The organism is Pseudoalteromonas sp. SG44-1, assembly GCF_014164315.1.
Taxonomy (GTDB): Bacteria; Pseudomonadota; Gammaproteobacteria; order Enterobacterales; family Alteromonadaceae; genus Pseudoalteromonas; species Pseudoalteromonas rhizosphaerae.
In genome coordinates this window covers 20,455-36,196 of record NZ_JACJEW010000028.1, presented here as the reverse complement: position 1 = coordinate 36,196, position 15,742 = coordinate 20,455, and the positions used below count along the sequence as shown (strand labels likewise).

Below are 15,742 nucleotides of genomic sequence, written 5' to 3'. Positions count from 1 at the left end.
AGTGCTCCTTTAAAAACAACAATAAGAAACACACAGTGAACAAAATTCCTTTATACGAAAAAATCGGTTATGCGATGGGTGATGCCGGAGCCAACTTAGTTTGGCGAGGTGCACTTGCCTACCTAGCAGTATTTTACACTGACACATTTGGCATATCGGCTGCGGCCGCAGCTATGTTATTTTTGGTGGTTAGGTTATCCGATGGTGTAACCGATATCATTATGGGAATGATTGCAGACAGAACCACCACTCGGTTTGGTAAATTCAGACCGTGGATTTTATGGTCTGCTCCTTTTTTAGGACTGTTCATGGTGTTGTGTTTCACCACACCTGATTTCAATGACACCAACAAGTTAATTTACGCCTACGTTACCTACATAGGCTTAACGTTAGCTTATACGGTGAGTAACGTGCCTTACTCTGCATTAATGGGAGTAATGAGTCCAGACGATACCGAGCGCACGAAACTATCGAGTTTTCGCTTTGCCGGAGCCTTTGCAGGCGGTTTATTAGTGATGGGCTTTTTACCTGAACTGGTTGCTTATTTTGGCGATGGCGATAACGCCAAAGGTTATCAGTTAACCATGTACTTATTTGCAGCATTACTAATTGTTTTGATGGTGATCACTTTTGTTAGCACCAAAGAGCGGGTAATCCCCCACAAAACAACCAGTGGTAATTTAAAATCAGAGCTCAAAGATTTAACTAAAAACTTACCCTTTATTATTCTGCCATTATTGGCAACTACCTTGTTCTTTTATTATCGCGAAATCTACAGTGGGCTATTTTTTGCATTTATCATGACTATGATGACTGTTGTGATAAAAAAATTACTCAACAAAGATCATCAAAATCTCACCGGAACTCAACGTGATATGGTTGATTTGCTCACCAACAAGCCTTGGTTAATTTTATTAGGCATGGGCTTTTTGACCATGATGTTCAACGGTATAAAGTATGGTGTAATTGCTTATTACTTTAAATATCAGGTTGGCAGCGAACTGATGGCAGGCCAATACTTCGTTGCGTTATTAGTGGTGTCTATCCTCGGCGCTCTTGCCACTGGTAAACTTGCCGAACTAATAGGCAAACGTAATTTATTTATCATCTCTTTAATATTAAGTGGCTTATTAACCACAGCATTTTATTGGGTGCCTGCTGACAACATTGTTGCCATATTTACTTTTGGGTGTGCAGCTGAATTTTTTGCTGCCATGATGCCTACCCTGTTTTTTAGCATGTTAGGGGATGCTGCCGATTATTCTGAGTGGAAAAACAAACGCCGCGCCACGGGCTTAATTTATTCAGCAGGGACGTTTGTGCAAAAAACTGGCGGCGGTTTCGCTGGGGCATTAGTATTAGTGGTATTGGCAGGCTATGGCTATAACGGCATGAACGAAGCAACCATTACGCAATCATTACCTGGCATGCAACTATTAATGAGTTGGATCCCCGCAGCATTTGCTTTTTTAGGTGCCGCCTTGATGCTTATCTATCCGTTGACACCCGCAATGACGCAGAAAATCACGGAAGACTTGGCTTTTAGACGCAGTAATGTGTAAATTATATTTCATTATCAATACGTTTTTATAAAGTGCGAATAATAACGCTAGGAAATTAATGGCTACAATTTATCAAGTATCAGAACTTGCAGGTGTCTCTCTCTCTACGGTATCAAGGGTTCTGAACGACAATGATTATGTAAGTAAAAAAACCAAGAAAAAAGTGCTCGAAGCAATGCAGCAACTTGGCTATCAACCCAGTTCTATTGCCCGTTCTTTAGCATCGAGTCGTACCAGTAGTGTTGGTGTTTTAGTCTCTGAACTAGACGGCCCGTTCTTTGGCCAAATGATGTCGGCGATAGAGCAGCAACTTCGTGCCGCAGGTAAGCATGTTATTATTACCGCAGGGCACAGTGACGAAGACAAAGAGAAAAATGGCTTTGAATTTTTAATCAGTCGTAACTGTGATGCCATAATTGCCCATGTGGAAATAGTATCGGACGAATATCTAATTGAACTTAGTAAGGGAAAAATCCCCATTTATTTAATGAGCCGTTATGTTGAGGAAATTAAAGACAACTGTATTAGTCTTGATAACGTTCTAGGCGGTTATCTTGCCACTAAAACGATGATCAATAAAGGGCACAAAAATATTGCTTATATTGCGGGTCCACAATTTAAAGTTGATGCGTCAGACCGACTCGTAGGACATAAAAAAGCGCTTGCTGAATACAATATAGCCTTTGATGAAAGCCTTTTTTACATAGGCGACTTTAAAGAAACCGGCGGCAATGATGGCTTAAAACATTTTATTGAAAATAAAGCGCAATTTAGCGCAATTGTCTGTGCCAATGATGAGATGGCCTCAGGTGCGATGAAGTTCGCCAGAGAACACGGTTTTAATTTACCGAAAGATCTCGCCATTATGGGCTACGATAACGTGATTTTCACCAATTACCTTTACCCAACTCTAACAACCATAGATAACCCAGTCCCAGAGATGGGCAGAATGGCGGCTAACCTTGTACTTAAAGACATTTACAAACGCCCTGGCATTACAATTAATCGTGTATTCCAGCCGACTCTCGTTTTAAGAGACTCCACGCCAGATATTAATTAATGCGGTAAAATCATTCGTTCACTAGGTTGAATTTTCAACTAACGAATTTGCTGATCAGCTAAACTTAGATTCAGCCCATGCAATTCATTACGTACCCATCGACCATCTAAGTATTGTTCAAGGTGGTCTTGGGCAAATGTTAAAAAACTACGCGCAGCATGAGCAATATGCCGATCAGTGCGGATCACAAAGTACCAATGACTTGCTAAGCTTGCATCACTTACAGTTAATACTTTGAAGCCATGATCTCCTATTGGCAACACATGGCGAGACAGCACACCAATTCCCATTCCTGATGATACTGCAACACGAATAGCCTCATTACTTGCCATTTGCACGCTGTTGCTCAGTACTAAACCGCGTCTTTGCAGTTCGCTCTCAAATAACATCCGGGTTGCAGAGCCAGGCTCCCTTAATAAAAAGCGGTATTTCACTAGCTCAGAAAGTGCAACGTGTTGTTGATTAGCTAATGGATGATCAGTAGGCACAATAAACTCAAGCGGGTTTTTTAAAAACCGTGCCGCTTTTGCATGTTCAAGTGACGGTGGATGGCTAAATACATAAATATCATCTTCACCGCGTTCAAAGCGCGCTAACACCTCTGCTCTATTGCCAATCTCAAGAGGCAACTCAACATGAGGATGCAAATTACTATAGGGCCCGAGTAATTTTGGCAAAATATATTGTGCGGTATTCACCATGGCGATTTTACATCGCCCGCGCTCACCCCCTTTGAGTTCAGCTAAAAAATCGTTGTAATCATCAAAGTGGCCAAACACTCGTTGGCAAGTCCTAAATAACTCATGCCCGGCTTCTGTGACATGCAGTTTTTGTTGCTGCATAATCACCAGCGGCTCATCTACAGCCTCTTGTAAACGTTTAATTTGCAGCGACACCGTTGGCTGAGTTAAGTGTAAACGCCGTGCGGTTTCACTGATCGAGCCGGTTTTTACTACACTCATAAACACTTCAAGCAGCCGAAAAGAAATATGTCTTAAATCCATCGCTATCACATCCCCTCTGGTATTAATCAACCCATAGATAATAACCTATAACCAACTACCAATCATTTTATTATTTACAATGCATGATTTTATCTACAATAGCGCAACTTTAAATTAATAGGAGAAAGGTGTGCCAGATATTGTTGTAATGTTTTTTGTTTTGGGTTTAGTTGCGGGGATTTTACGTTCTGATCTCGTTATTCCAAAAGCAACTTACGAGACCTTAAGTTTGCTGCTGATGCTGACCATAGGCTTAAAAGGCGGCATGGTATTACACGGCAATCTTAGTTGGCAATTATTGCCAGAAATGGGCTCGGTGATGCTGCTTGGCGCATTTATACCTTTAATGCTCTACCCTATTTTAAAATATGTGATAAAACTTTCGGTAGCGAACAGCGCAAGTATCGCCGCCCATTATGGCTCCGTAAGCGCGGGGACATTTGCAGTCGCCCTCGCTTATGCTGAATCGGCGCAGCTAGCAGTAGGTGCTGAAGTAACCCTGTATTTAGTGATGCTAGAGCTTCCCGCGATTATCGTAGGGCTGTTAATTTATCGACGACTTGATAAACAACATAGTGCCGATAATACCTTATCGCTTAAAGCACTCTGGCATGAAACCTTAACCAATAAGAGCGTTATTCTCCTCGTAGGCGGTGTTGTTATTGGTATGATGTATGGCACACAGCAAGGCAGCCAAGTAACTGGATTATTAACCAATAGTTTTAAAGTCGTGCTTGCATTATTTTTACTCGAAATGGGTTTAACGGCAGCGCAAACATTACGCCCTATACCTTGGCATCACTGGAAACTGACACTATTTGCTATAATCAGTCCATTAATATTAGGCGCGATTGGAGTCAGTGTCGGCACTTTATTAGCGCTTGAGTTAGGCTCAATCGTTATCTTGGGGAGTTTAGTGGCCAGTGCATCTTATATTGCAGCGCCTGCCGCTATAAAAGCCGCGATCCCCAAAGCCGATATAGGTCTGGCCATGCTCAGTTCACTAGGCATCACCTTCCCATTTAACGTACTTATCGGAATCGGTTTGTATCATCAACTTGCTGTTGCGATGCAATAAATTAAACAACAGATAAGGGCTATTTAGCCCTTATCTGTCTATAGGTTAAGTAAGCTCGGGCCATTGAATTGACTTACTGTCTTTGCCATTTTTACAGCTAAGTGGATCATTACCTTTATAATTTTTGCATCCCCAAAACTGCCCTTTTGCGCTATTGCGTAATACCATTTCAGCACCGCATTTATCACACGTTGGCACTAGATGGTTACAGGCTGTATTTATACATAATTTAAACCCTGTATAGCGACTGCGAGTCATTGGGCTTTGGCACTGCTCGCACGATTTTTCTTTATGCTCACAACGCGGAAATAACGAACAGCCGTAGAATGGCCCAAAACGACCACTGTGTTTTTTTAATACCCCGCTATCACAGCGCATACAGTTTATATCTGCGATATGTAATTGATCAACATCACTAGTAAATTCATCCAGTTCTATGTCATGTTCAGCAATTAACTCCGAGACAAAACAACTGCTATTGGTCATATCAGCAATGATGTAGGCGCGGTGTTTTGCGCGCGTTAGTGCAACGTAAAATAACCGTCGCTCTTGTGCGTAAGCGAAGTTTTCTGGCGCTGGTAATAAAGCTTCGATAATTGCGGGCGCAACTTTTTCAGATGGAAAACCATGTTTACCCTTTTGTAATCCGATAATAATAACATGATCGGCTTCTTTACCTTTTGAGGCGTGAAAAGACTGCGACTGAATTTTTAACAACGGGTATTTAACACTCATGGTTTTAATATCCGTATTTGTTGGTAGCTGAAACCAAAATCGCGCTAAAAAATACACGGTTGTGGGTTTACATGCCTTGCTGTGTATTGTGCAGAGTATGTCATCAATCGCACCATTTAATAGTTCAGGAATGTCACTGTAATAACTATTTTTATAACCAATAGACGCATTACTACTGCGCCTTAATAACGACACACTAGGATGTGAAACCTGAGTTAAAGAAGTAATCGTTTTATCAAGCTGCGCGGGATTTTTACTAATAAATGCTGAGGCAACTTCACCAATTTTATTATTGAAACGAAACGTAAGATCCAGCGCCGTTTGCGTAGTAAAGCCAAAATACGTTGCAAACTCAGTGGTCAACTTAATATCAGCGCCGCTGAATCGGTAAATTGCTTGCCAATCGTCACCCACTGCAAATACTGAACTACCTTTGTTGCTATCGCGAAGTGCTTTAACCAATCGTGCTCTTGGCTGTGATATATCTTGAAATTCATCAACCATAATATAACGCCAAGGCGATTTAAACTTGCCCGACTCAACATACTCGATTGCCTTGATAATCATATCATCAAAGTCAATTTCACCGCGCTGCTGCAAGTGAGCGTTGTAGTTAGATAAAATTGGTTTTAATAGCGCCAACGCTTGGGTTGTTTGTTTGGCGTCAAGGGAGCGTTTAATGACATCAACTTCATCAGCATCAGTTAAATAAGCCGCCTTATATAAACTCAGCAATTGACTAAATAACGCAGCTAATACGGTGATCCTGCCAGTTTCTTTTAAGCTTTCGAGCAGTGATTCTAAGGGCAATATCTGTGTTTTCACGCTCGCACTTAAAAGCGCTTGTTCAAGTTCGTTTAACAGCTTACCTTGTTTATGTTGCCCATAAGTCAAAGCTATACAGTGAGTGTTATTACTGGCATGAGTGGTATTTTTCCAATCAATTTCGCTATGGTATTGCGCTTTATCAATGTAAGGCGCAGTATTGCCAGCGTCATCGATGCCGTAATATTCAATGTAAATATCGTACTCAGGTAAATAAAAATCAGGCTTGTACTGTCTGCGTTCAATGGTTTTTACGTCAACTTTATAAGGCGCTTCGTATTGATAATCTATGCCGTGATAAAACAGCCAATTAGCTATATATAACTCACCAAAGCTTTTTACCTTGTCGCCTTTTAGGCTACGGATATCGTTATCATTTAAGTAGCTGTAATAATCACCCAATGTTTTAAAATCAAATTCATTTTTTTCAACATAATAGTATTTACTAAAATAATCTAAAACCAGATGACGATACTCGGCACTGTTTTCAATCAATGATTCAAAGCACTGCTGCACCCATTTTGCTTTCACTTTTTCGTCTTCTGCAAATACACTCATAGTCGGTTTAGCACGTTCAACTTGTGAGATAATCGCCAGTCCGACACTATGAAAAGTAGCGGCTTTTATTTTATCGGTGGCGAGCTTATTTTCGATCCGTTGATCCATTTCATCAGCAGCTTTGCGACCATAGGCCAGCAATAAAATATCACTGTAACTTGCCTGCTGACTTTGCACTAAAAACCCCGCCCTGCCAATCATGACACTGGTTTTGCCAGTGCCTGCGCCAGCCAATAACAAGTTATTATCGTCATCAATCACACAAGCACGTCTTTGACTTAGTGTTAATGGATTTGCTTCAACACGGTCAAAAAAAGCGTGGTGTAGGTTAAGTTGCTTAGTAACGTATTTTTGTTGTAGATACTGGGTAAGTGCAGCATCCCAGTTTGCATATTGCTCTAATACGTTTATTTTTTTATCCACTAAAACAAATGCGGGGCTGTTTTTTATCCACGGCAACCAACGTTCATGCTCTTGCTGTGCCAACCGCTGAATATGACTAACATAAGACTGGCGTAAATATCGCTGCTTGACCAGTTTTGTTATTTTATTAAGAAAAGTGTCAAGCTTAGCTTCATTAGCGTTCACCCAATAGCGTTCAAATTCAGCTTGAAATTTACGGTGAGCACCATATGCCAGCAGCGAAAATGTATGATTTTGTTGTGCCGTAACAAAAGAAATCGCTTGACCAAACAAGCCGAAAGCAAACGACGGCGGTGCCTCCAAATCACTCCAACTTATTTGTCTCGTTGAGTTACCTTGGCAAATGGTCAACATATGGTGATCAAACGCCAACATGGCTTTATTAGAAAACATCCTGCCAAACAGGCTAACTGCAATAGAATTCATTACTGCTGAATTCCTAAATCAAAAGAGTGAATTACCGGTATTTTAAGTTAATCAGCTGGATAAGTGTGAAAATAACGGCAATTATTTTAGCGTAGTTTTTCATCTGGATTTAAAAAGAACATTTTCTTCCAGCCTTGGCTTTGCGCGGTCATTAACCATGGGTACGGCAGTAACGATAAAATAGAGTAATGTACGTGAGGTTGTTTACCTGCCGCATTCCCCGTGTCTCCTAAGCTACCAATCACCTCACTGACTGCAACATAGTCTCCTGCACTTACCGAATAACTTTCTAAGTGGGCAAAGTAATGCAGTCGCCACTTAGGCCCAAGTAATGCCACCACTTTACCACCGCGCTTTAGCTCACCTGAATACAGCACCACACCACTTACCGAAGCAACCACTGCCGTGTGTTTTTTGCCAAAAATATCTATCCCTTTGTGTACACCTGATTTACCCCAAGGGCTATACCAAAAGGTATTATGATGCCAATCATTTGCTGTTGCACCTTTGACTGGGATCACTATTTTTTCAGGTATGAGCAGCCCAATAACAAGGACTGTCAAGAATGTTAGTCCCATGTACTTCATCACTTTCATTACAGCTTCCTTGAAATAGTTTAACAGTGAAATAGTTCATTATTGTTTGATACGTGTGCAACCAGCCACTCACACAACTCATGTGTTAAACTATCTTTTTTAAGCTGTAATTGGTCTACCTGCTGCGTTGTAACCGCCGTTAGCCATGCCTCTAGCATTGACTCAAAGCCCCGTTTATATAGTGTTGCTTGCCAATCATTTTGCATCGCGCTCTGCTGTATTCCATTGACCATAGAGGTCATATTGGTTAGCGATTCAAACCGCCACTTTTCATTCAAACCGGTTATTTCAACCACTTCTTCATTACAGCCACTTAATCTATCCATAGCGCCTTGAAATAACCGCCCCTGAAACTCAAAACTAACATGTATTGCTGCCAATAAGCCTTGTGGATCTAGCTGTGAAAACACCTGTAACTGGTTAAGTTGATCAAAACGCTCTACATTTGCAAAATGGCATAAACTATCAACCACATGGATGAAGTCATCAAAAATAAAAGTGCGCGGCTGTGCTGGTAAATTTAAGCGGTTTTTTTGCCATTTAAGATGGCGTATTTGTGGCTTTGCAATATCGGCCATAATTGGTAAAAAGCGACGATTAAAACCTAAAAATAATGGCGTGTTATGTTTAGTTGCTAACGCAATAAGTTCACTTACCTCACTAAAACTATACGCTAATGGCTTATCCACAAACGTAGCGATTTTTTGTTCAAGTGCCTGCTTCGCAAACGTAAAATGAGACTCAGTATTAGTGTGGATCATCACCCCATCGGGCTTACACGCCAGTACCGCTTGGTAATCTGTAAAGCACTTTTGAACCCGATACTGCTTCGCTAACTGCGTTAATGTTGTCAGGTTTCGTGTACAAAAAATAGGATCGATCTGTGCATGTTGCGTGGCAATAGGTAAATATGCTTTTTGTGCTATATCCCCAAGCCCGACTAAAGCGATTGTTAGCTGGTTCATTTTTACTACTGCCTCTTGATGAAAAATAAAAACACAGCATACCAAGTTATTATTTAGATTGATAAAACAACTACAAATTTTAAACAATTTCGCTAAAAAAATGATACCAAAATGACGTAAATAACCGGTTTATTTACCTAACTAAGTGTTCTAAATAAAATGTTGAGTAAATATTCAAATATAACTTTACTTGTGTTCAAAATCGGATTAAATTCGCCGCAAAATTAACCAACCAAAAATAATTGCCAGCTATTAAAACACTCCAACGCAATTATTTATGCCCTTTAAATCGGATTCTTTAATGGTTGAGCTCGCTGCCGGTCATAAACCAAATAACCCACTTGCACCTGTTATTGGTTTGTCTTTTTTTGCTATTGCCTCAGGCTTTTTAATGAGTCTAATTCCTTTATCATTGAGCGCCTTTGGGCTTGATAATGAACTTGCCTCTTGGTTAGCTAGTGTCTTTTATCTTGGCTTATTAATTGGTGCTTTTTTTATTGAGCGTATTGTTGCAAGAGTAGGCCACCGTCATGCTTTTCTGGCATTTCTGGGGTTATTAATTTTCAGTGTTGCAGCACAGCTTATTTTACCTAATGCCAACGTGTGGCTTTTAGCCCGCTTTGTAGCTGGTATCGCCGTAGCTGGGGTATTTGTGGTGGTTGAATCTTGGTTACTAATGACTGACACTGCCAAAGCACGAGCTAAACGATTAGGCCTGTATATGACATCCCTGTACGGTGGCAGCGCCGTTGGCCAACTAGCTATCGATCCGCTTGGCACCAGTGGCCCACTCCCCTATTTGTTTGTTATTGCTCTATTATTTTTAGCGATGTTAGCACCGCTGCTGATTAAATCAGGGCAACCGCAAAGTCAGCACTCGCAAAAGCTACAATTAACTGAGTTAAAAAAGCTCAGTCGCCCAGCAATTTTAGGCTGTTTGGTATCAGGATTAGTACTTGGCCCAATATACGGTTTAATGCCAGTATATATCGCTGCCCAAAGTGAGCAGGCCGCTTTTACTGGCACCTTGATGGCGGTGATTATTTTAGGCGGTATGTTAGTACAGCCGTTGGTGAGTTATTTATCAACACGAATGGCAAAAAGCTTATTAATGGCATTATTTTGTTTATTTGGCGCGATGGGTGTAGTTGGTATTATGCAAGCTGTACACTTCAACGTATTGATGGCCAGTTACTTTATTTTAGGGGCTGCAAGTTTTGCACTCTACCCCATTGCCATCACCTTAGCCTGTGACGCATTGCCAATCGAAAAAATAGTCTCAGCAACGGAAATTATGTTACTGAGTTACAGCTTTGGCTCGGTCTTTGGGCCTTTGCTTGCTGCCAACTTATTTGCTTCAGCTAACGGCATTATGTTGTATTTAGGCGGTTGTTTATTCACCACCTGTATTTATATGCTGATCAAAAGCCTTAAAGGCATCTCCACTGACAATACCCCTGTGGCAGGATAAGCCATAGCCTAATAACGCAAAAACCCCATGCTGAGTTAACAGTATGGGGCTTTAATTCAAGTAATAAGGCCTAATTTATAAAGATAGGTATTCTTTAGCACGAGTAAGGTTATGCGATACCATCGCGCTATCAGCCATTTGTGCAGCTTCATATAAATCTGAAAGACCAGCGGTATCATTTTTAGCCATCATACGTGATACACCGCGATTACTTAATGCAAACGATGTTAATTCACGTAATTTCATTTTTGGGCCTTCGCTTTGTTTTAGCAACGCAATCGCTTTAGTACACATTGTTTCTGCTTGCGCGTAATTTTTTGATTTAACGTTTAGTGCGCAATTATTAAATGATTGTTCAACTGGCTGTGGCGCTGTTGCTGTCTCAATAACCATTAATTTGTAATCACTTTGATCAGCCAGAGCAACAGCTGAACATGTTAATAGTGAGCTAAGAGCAATAGTTTTGATAAGTGTACGTTTCATGATTATATTCCTATTTGATTATTTGCCTAAATCGTGTCGTATCTGGTGCCGACAATTGAACTTTAGAGTGTTAGCTCAATTTCAACAAACGATAAAAATAAACCTAATAGGTGAAGAAAATTAACTTATAGACTTTAGTCTAATAAAACAGCTTCCTCGCTCTGTTAATATTAATTGCATTAAATTATTGACCTTATAGCTTCACGAAAATAACTCAATAACAGGGCAAAAATTATGACGTATAGTTGTTCTCTGCAATTGCTCTTGCATTGCTCTACCTTTTGCCTCCATGAATTTACTTTAACGCAATTAGTGAGCTATTTGATCAGCAAGAATGCCCATATTTTTAATAGATATACTATAGCTGCTTGAATAGCTAAATCGCGCAATTTTGTTCAAGTTTTTATATTTCAATCTGCTTATACTCAAGCAATAGGTGATTAGCGAAGAGTGCGAAGCAAATGAATCAATTTCAGTACATCAACGATAAAACATTAAACCAGTTTACTTTGCTTGATGCGAAGATGACCGACTTTAGCTACTCAAAACATGCCCATGAAGAGTACTCACTGGGTGTTACCTTAAAAGGTCGGCAAGATTTTTTTAGTCAAAGAGCCTTTCACAAAAGTCCAACTGGCGGAGTAATAGTATTTAACCCAGAAGACGTTCACGATGGTCACTCAGGTTTAACAGAACATCTTGAATACGTTATGCTCTATGTACACCCAAATGAATTTGAACCAATGTTTAAAGCATTGGGTTACACCAAACATGCAACGCCAAGAGTCGCTACACCTTTGCTGGCAGACCCACAATTAGCACAGCAGATTTTAGCGCTCAAACAACTTATCAGTGGTAACAATTACACAACCATTGATACCGAAAACACGCTGTTTAATATTGCTCATTCAATCATCAAACAGACAGGCTGCGCCATAGAGCCGCTGGGGCTCAGTTCAAGAAAAGACACTTTATTACTTAAAGCAAAAGACTACATTATGGCGAACTTAGGTCATGACATCTCAATTGATGATATCGCTGGTGTCGCTACTATGTCGAAATATCATTTCATTAGGCTGTTTAATAAGCAGTTTGGCCTAACGCCTTATCAATATGTGGTGAACTGTCGGATAAATATGGCCCGAAAATATATCGAATCAGGCGCACGAGCATCTCAGGTCGCATTAGATTCGGGCTTTGCCGATAACAGCCATTTAAATCGCCATTTCAAGCGTATTTATGGTTTAACTCCTAAACAATACCAATTACAACTTTCGCTCTAAACAATAAGGGATCAAAATGTTAGAAATATTCGCTTATGCAATAGGTATAATGTACACCCCTGGACCCATCAATCTGCTCGGTTTACAAAGTGGCATCAATAATAAAACCACGGCACATTTAGGCTTTTTCTCAGGTGTAGCCACCGCGATGCTAATCTTATTTATATTACTAGGCTATGTGGGTATAGAGTTGATCCCGGCGAAAATATTACCAGTTTTAAGCTTTGCAGGTTGTTTATATATACTATATATCGCGGTTAGAATTGCTAAAACACAGGTCAATTTTAACAATCAAAAAACCACTACAAAATCGCTATCATTTAGTAACGGCTTATGGATGCAGCTACTTAATCCCAAAGCACTGGCTGCGACATTACCCATCACCACCATTCAATTTCCAGCAGCGGATATATCAGGCATGGCAGTCATCGTTTGGTCATGTATCCTCGCATTACTAGCGTTTGGCGCTCCTGCGAGTTACTCATTAGCTGGCCATGCTATTGGTAAACATATGACAAACTCAAAATACTTTAAAATAATTAACTTAGTCATGGCTGTTTTGCTGGTCGTGGTTGCCATTGATATAGCCCTCACACACGTATTAGTACAGTAATTATGATTATTACTTCACTCAGTATGAGTGAAGTAAACAGTTAACTATCCTGCTTGAATCTCTACCTGCTTAATCTAAACCTTTTGATGAACGCACCACTGAATTCTAGCTGTTAAAAATAACATCTTGAAGATTACTTTCTGATAATTTCACATTTTTAACACTACAACCTTGCAACTACACCTTTAAGAGTAAGCATAACGGTTATTAAAAACCACATAAATGTAATATAATACTATATGATTACTTTAGCTCCTCTGCTAATCTACAAAGGAAATTAGTTTTTCTATATCAACCTGAACTCTGGTTAACATTTTAACTAACAGTTTGTTCTTATTTTACAAACTTATATTTCACCTTTCCATCCATAGACTTCCAGTGATAATAAAACGAATTTAAGATATAAGTATTTGATTATTAAATAAATCGAACGCTGGAAATAGCTGCTGGAAATAGATTTATTATCCACAGTTCAAATTATATTAATGGTTCATATTGTGTTCTTTACAGCGTCCCAGTCTTCACTGTTAAGAATATAATATGCTTAACCCCAACTAGAAGGTGTGATTATCAATGTTCAAAAATTTAAACTTAGGGAAAAAAATAGGTGTTGGCTTTGCAACGGTACTTTGTTTGTTATTAGTCGTTGTTGGCATCAGCATGAAAGCATTACAAAAAGCCAGCACAGAAACAGATGAATACCAAAAAATAACGCAAGTCACTACTCTAGCAGGTAGAATTCAGGCCAATATGCTGATGATGCGAATGTCAGCCTCTAAATTTCTGCGCAATAAGGATTCCGAGTCAGTAAAAAGCTTTAAAGAGCGCTTTAATGCCACAATGCAATTTACTACAGATAGTAAAAACGATATCAGCGACCCCAAAATGAATGCTGTAATTGACCAAATATTACAGTTGATAAAAGAATATAATCAGGCGTTTGAGAGCGTTGTAGTATTAATGGATGATATACAAAAAAAACGTATACCAGCCCTTGGTAAATACGGCGAAGAAATGCGCCGTGAATTAGATTCAATTACCGACACGGCGTTTACTGATAACAGCCTGACCTCTTCGTATCAGGGCGCAAATGCACTAAGTTCAATGCTAACTGGCCGTATTTTTGTACTTAAGTTTATTGAGTCGGTTAACAACAAGGACTACCAAGCTGCAATGAACTTTTTAGTCAACGATCTAAAAGGCGAGTTAGACACGCTCGATAGCAATCTACAAAATCCGCAAAGAAGAGCATCTCTTAAAAAAGCGATGCAAAGCTATAACTCATATATTAATCACCTTAAAGAGCTTAATGAGCTGTTAATTAAGCAAAACGATATTTCTAAAAAGACTTTAGACATGATTGGCCCAAAAGTCGCGAATCTAATTGAAGACATTAAGTTGGAAATGCTGAGTAAGCAAACCGCTCTTGGCACTGAATTAAAAGAGGCTATTAGTTATAGCTTTTATTTTTTATTATCAATATCGCTACTCGCTATTGTTATCGGTATTGCAGCTGCAATGATGTTATCCCGCATTATTACCAAGCCAATTCATGAAGCAGTAGCAGCTGCAAATCAGCTAGCAAAAGGTCAACTTAATATAAATATACAAAACACTGCAAACGACGAAACTGGCTTGCTACTTAATGCTATTACCAATACAGCAAACAATTTAAAAGCAATGATCTCTACAATTACAAATGCAAGTAAAGAGCTTGAGTCTGCTTCACAAGAGCTTGCTGCGGTAACAGATCAAACCTCGCAAGGGATCCGCAATCAAGAATCTGAAACAGATATGGTTGCAACCGCTATGAATGAGATGACCATAACTGTGCGTGATGTAGCTAATAACGCAGCTCAAGCAGCCGATGCAGCAAATACTGCAAGTAACGAAGCCGTATTGGGTTACCAAGTTGTCAAAGAAACTATTTCCTCAATAAATAAACTTTCAAGTAATATTAATGATTCATCGTCCGAGTTAAGCGGTGTGCAACAATCTGTTGAGAGCATTAGCACGATATTAGATGTGATCAAAGCGATTGCCGAGCAAACTAACTTATTAGCCTTAAATGCTGCTATTGAAGCTGCCAGAGCTGGTGAGCAAGGTAGAGGCTTTGCAGTTGTTGCCGATGAAGTTCGTTCACTAGCATCTAGAACGCAAAATTCAACGGGTGAAATACATAATATAATCAAACAACTACAAACTGGCACAAATAGCACAGTGGCAACAATGGGTATAGGTAAAGAAAATGCCTTAGTATGTGTTACTCAATCTGAAAAAGCCAGTGCAGCACTTGAGTCAATTACAAATAGTATTTCAATCATAAACGACATGAATATACAAATAGCTAGCGCCGCAGAGCAACAAAGCTCTGTCGCCGAAAGCATTAATCAAAATGTTGTCAATGTGAAAACTATTTCTCAAGAAAACTCAGTTGCAGCAAGTCAAACTAAGAGTTCGAGTGAGGATATCGCCCGTTTAGCAACGCAATTAAATCAATTGATCGTTAAATTTACTGTTTAATGTCATTTTTATATGTAACTGTGTGGTGAAGATTAATTACCGCACAGTTACAGTGCCAGCCAAAATGACTTGTAGAGCTCCATAACCCTTTACCAAATATATAGTTAGCTTGAGCTTTGGTTTAAATATTTAATAAC

At 39.7% G+C, this 15,742-nt stretch carries 12 protein-coding genes; 7 read left to right on the top strand and 5 right to left on the bottom strand.

The genetic code is table 11. The features are described 5' to 3' along the window. Positions 1-35 precede the first annotated feature (35 nt). Together H5187_RS13885 and H5187_RS13880 are read left to right on the top strand one after the other, a co-directional pair. The gene (locus tag H5187_RS13885) at positions 36-1,562 is read left to right on the top strand and encodes an MFS transporter (RefSeq protein ID WP_145233054.1); all 1,527 of its coding nucleotides are present in this window, start codon (positions 36-38) and stop codon (positions 1,560-1,562) included. A gap of 58 nt (positions 1,563-1,620) precedes the next feature. Next, a complete protein-coding gene (locus H5187_RS13880; protein WP_145233053.1) occupies positions 1,621-2,622 on the top strand; it encodes a LacI family DNA-binding transcriptional regulator in 1,002 nt (333 codons plus the stop codon). A gap of 38 nt (positions 2,623-2,660) precedes the next feature. On the opposite strand, the gene H5187_RS13875 is transcribed toward H5187_RS13880, so the two are convergent. Then, complete coding sequence (locus H5187_RS13875) at positions 2,661-3,626, bottom strand: LysR family transcriptional regulator (protein WP_182718892.1); 966 nt, start codon at positions 3,624-3,626, stop codon at positions 2,661-2,663. Positions 3,627-3,756: 130 nt separating this feature from the next. Between H5187_RS13875 and H5187_RS13870 the strand changes: the two genes are divergently transcribed. After that, positions 3,757-4,704, top strand: a complete 948-nt coding sequence (locus H5187_RS13870; protein ID WP_182718891.1) for a sodium-dependent bicarbonate transport family permease — start codon at positions 3,757-3,759, stop codon at positions 4,702-4,704. 45 nt (positions 4,705-4,749) lie between these two features. On the opposite strand, the gene H5187_RS13865 is transcribed toward H5187_RS13870, so the two are convergent. The 3 genes from H5187_RS13865 to H5187_RS13855 form a co-directional block, all read right to left on the bottom strand. Further along, positions 4,750-7,671, bottom strand: a complete 2,922-nt coding sequence (locus H5187_RS13865; RefSeq protein WP_182797963.1) for a UvrD-helicase domain-containing protein — start codon at positions 7,669-7,671, stop codon at positions 4,750-4,752. Positions 7,672-7,757: 86 nt separating this feature from the next. Beyond that, positions 7,758-8,267, bottom strand: coding sequence for a M23 family metallopeptidase (locus H5187_RS13860; protein WP_182794739.1), 510 nt, complete (start codon positions 8,265-8,267; stop codon positions 7,758-7,760). A 20-nt stretch (positions 8,268-8,287) separates the two neighbouring features. Beyond that, positions 8,288-9,232, bottom strand: coding sequence for a Gfo/Idh/MocA family protein (locus H5187_RS13855; protein ID WP_182718888.1), 945 nt, complete (start codon positions 9,230-9,232; stop codon positions 8,288-8,290). Positions 9,233-9,533: 301 nt separating this feature from the next. Between H5187_RS13855 and H5187_RS13850 the strand changes: the two genes are divergently transcribed. After that, entirely contained in the window at positions 9,534-10,703 is a 1,170-nt protein-coding gene (locus tag H5187_RS13850; protein WP_149980981.1) for an MFS transporter, read from the top strand. A 75-nt stretch (positions 10,704-10,778) separates the two neighbouring features. Here the strand turns inward: H5187_RS13850 and H5187_RS13845 are convergent, their stop codons facing one another. After that, positions 10,779-11,186: a hypothetical protein gene (locus H5187_RS13845; RefSeq protein WP_149980980.1), complete on the bottom strand. Its 408-nt coding sequence runs from the start codon at positions 11,184-11,186 to the stop codon at positions 10,779-10,781. Between the two features lie 461 nt (positions 11,187-11,647). On the opposite strand from H5187_RS13845, the gene H5187_RS13840 reads away from it, so the two are divergent. From H5187_RS13840 to H5187_RS13830, 3 genes are all read left to right on the top strand, one after another. Further along, positions 11,648-12,469, top strand: a complete 822-nt coding sequence (locus tag H5187_RS13840; protein WP_182718886.1) for an AraC family transcriptional regulator — start codon at positions 11,648-11,650, stop codon at positions 12,467-12,469. 16 nt (positions 12,470-12,485) lie between these two features. Continuing rightward, complete coding sequence (locus H5187_RS13835) at positions 12,486-13,082, top strand: LysE family translocator (RefSeq protein WP_182718885.1); 597 nt, start codon at positions 12,486-12,488, stop codon at positions 13,080-13,082. A 573-nt stretch (positions 13,083-13,655) separates the two neighbouring features. Continuing rightward, positions 13,656-15,605, top strand: a complete 1,950-nt coding sequence (locus H5187_RS13830) for a methyl-accepting chemotaxis protein (RefSeq protein WP_182794738.1) — start codon at positions 13,656-13,658, stop codon at positions 15,603-15,605. Positions 15,606-15,742: the final 137 nt, after the last annotated feature.

Bases quoted from the DNA above. Each gene is read 5' to 3' on its own strand.
- H5187_RS13880 (WP_145233053.1), top strand. From the start codon at position 1,621: ATGGCTACAATTTATCAAGTATCAGAACTTGCAGGTGTCTCTCTCTCT.
- H5187_RS13875 (WP_182718892.1), bottom strand. From the start codon at position 3,626: ATGGATTTAAGACATATTTCTTTTCGGCTGCTTGAAGTGTTTATGAGT.
- H5187_RS13865 (WP_182797963.1), bottom strand. From the start codon at position 7,671: ATGAATTCTATTGCAGTTAGCCTGTTTGGCAGGATGTTTTCTAATAAA.
- H5187_RS13860 (WP_182794739.1), bottom strand. From the start codon at position 8,267: ATGAAAGTGATGAAGTACATGGGACTAACATTCTTGACAGTCCTTGTT.
- H5187_RS13855 (WP_182718888.1), bottom strand. From the start codon at position 9,232: ATGAACCAGCTAACAATCGCTTTAGTCGGGCTTGGGGATATAGCACAA.
- H5187_RS13850 (WP_149980981.1), top strand. From the start codon at position 9,534: ATGGTTGAGCTCGCTGCCGGTCATAAACCAAATAACCCACTTGCACCT.
- H5187_RS13845 (WP_149980980.1), bottom strand. From the start codon at position 11,186: ATGAAACGTACACTTATCAAAACTATTGCTCTTAGCTCACTATTAACA.
- H5187_RS13840 (WP_182718886.1), top strand. From the start codon at position 11,648: ATGAATCAATTTCAGTACATCAACGATAAAACATTAAACCAGTTTACT.
- H5187_RS13835 (WP_182718885.1), top strand. From the start codon at position 12,486: ATGTTAGAAATATTCGCTTATGCAATAGGTATAATGTACACCCCTGGA.
- H5187_RS13830 (WP_182794738.1), top strand. From the start codon at position 13,656: ATGTTCAAAAATTTAAACTTAGGGAAAAAAATAGGTGTTGGCTTTGCA.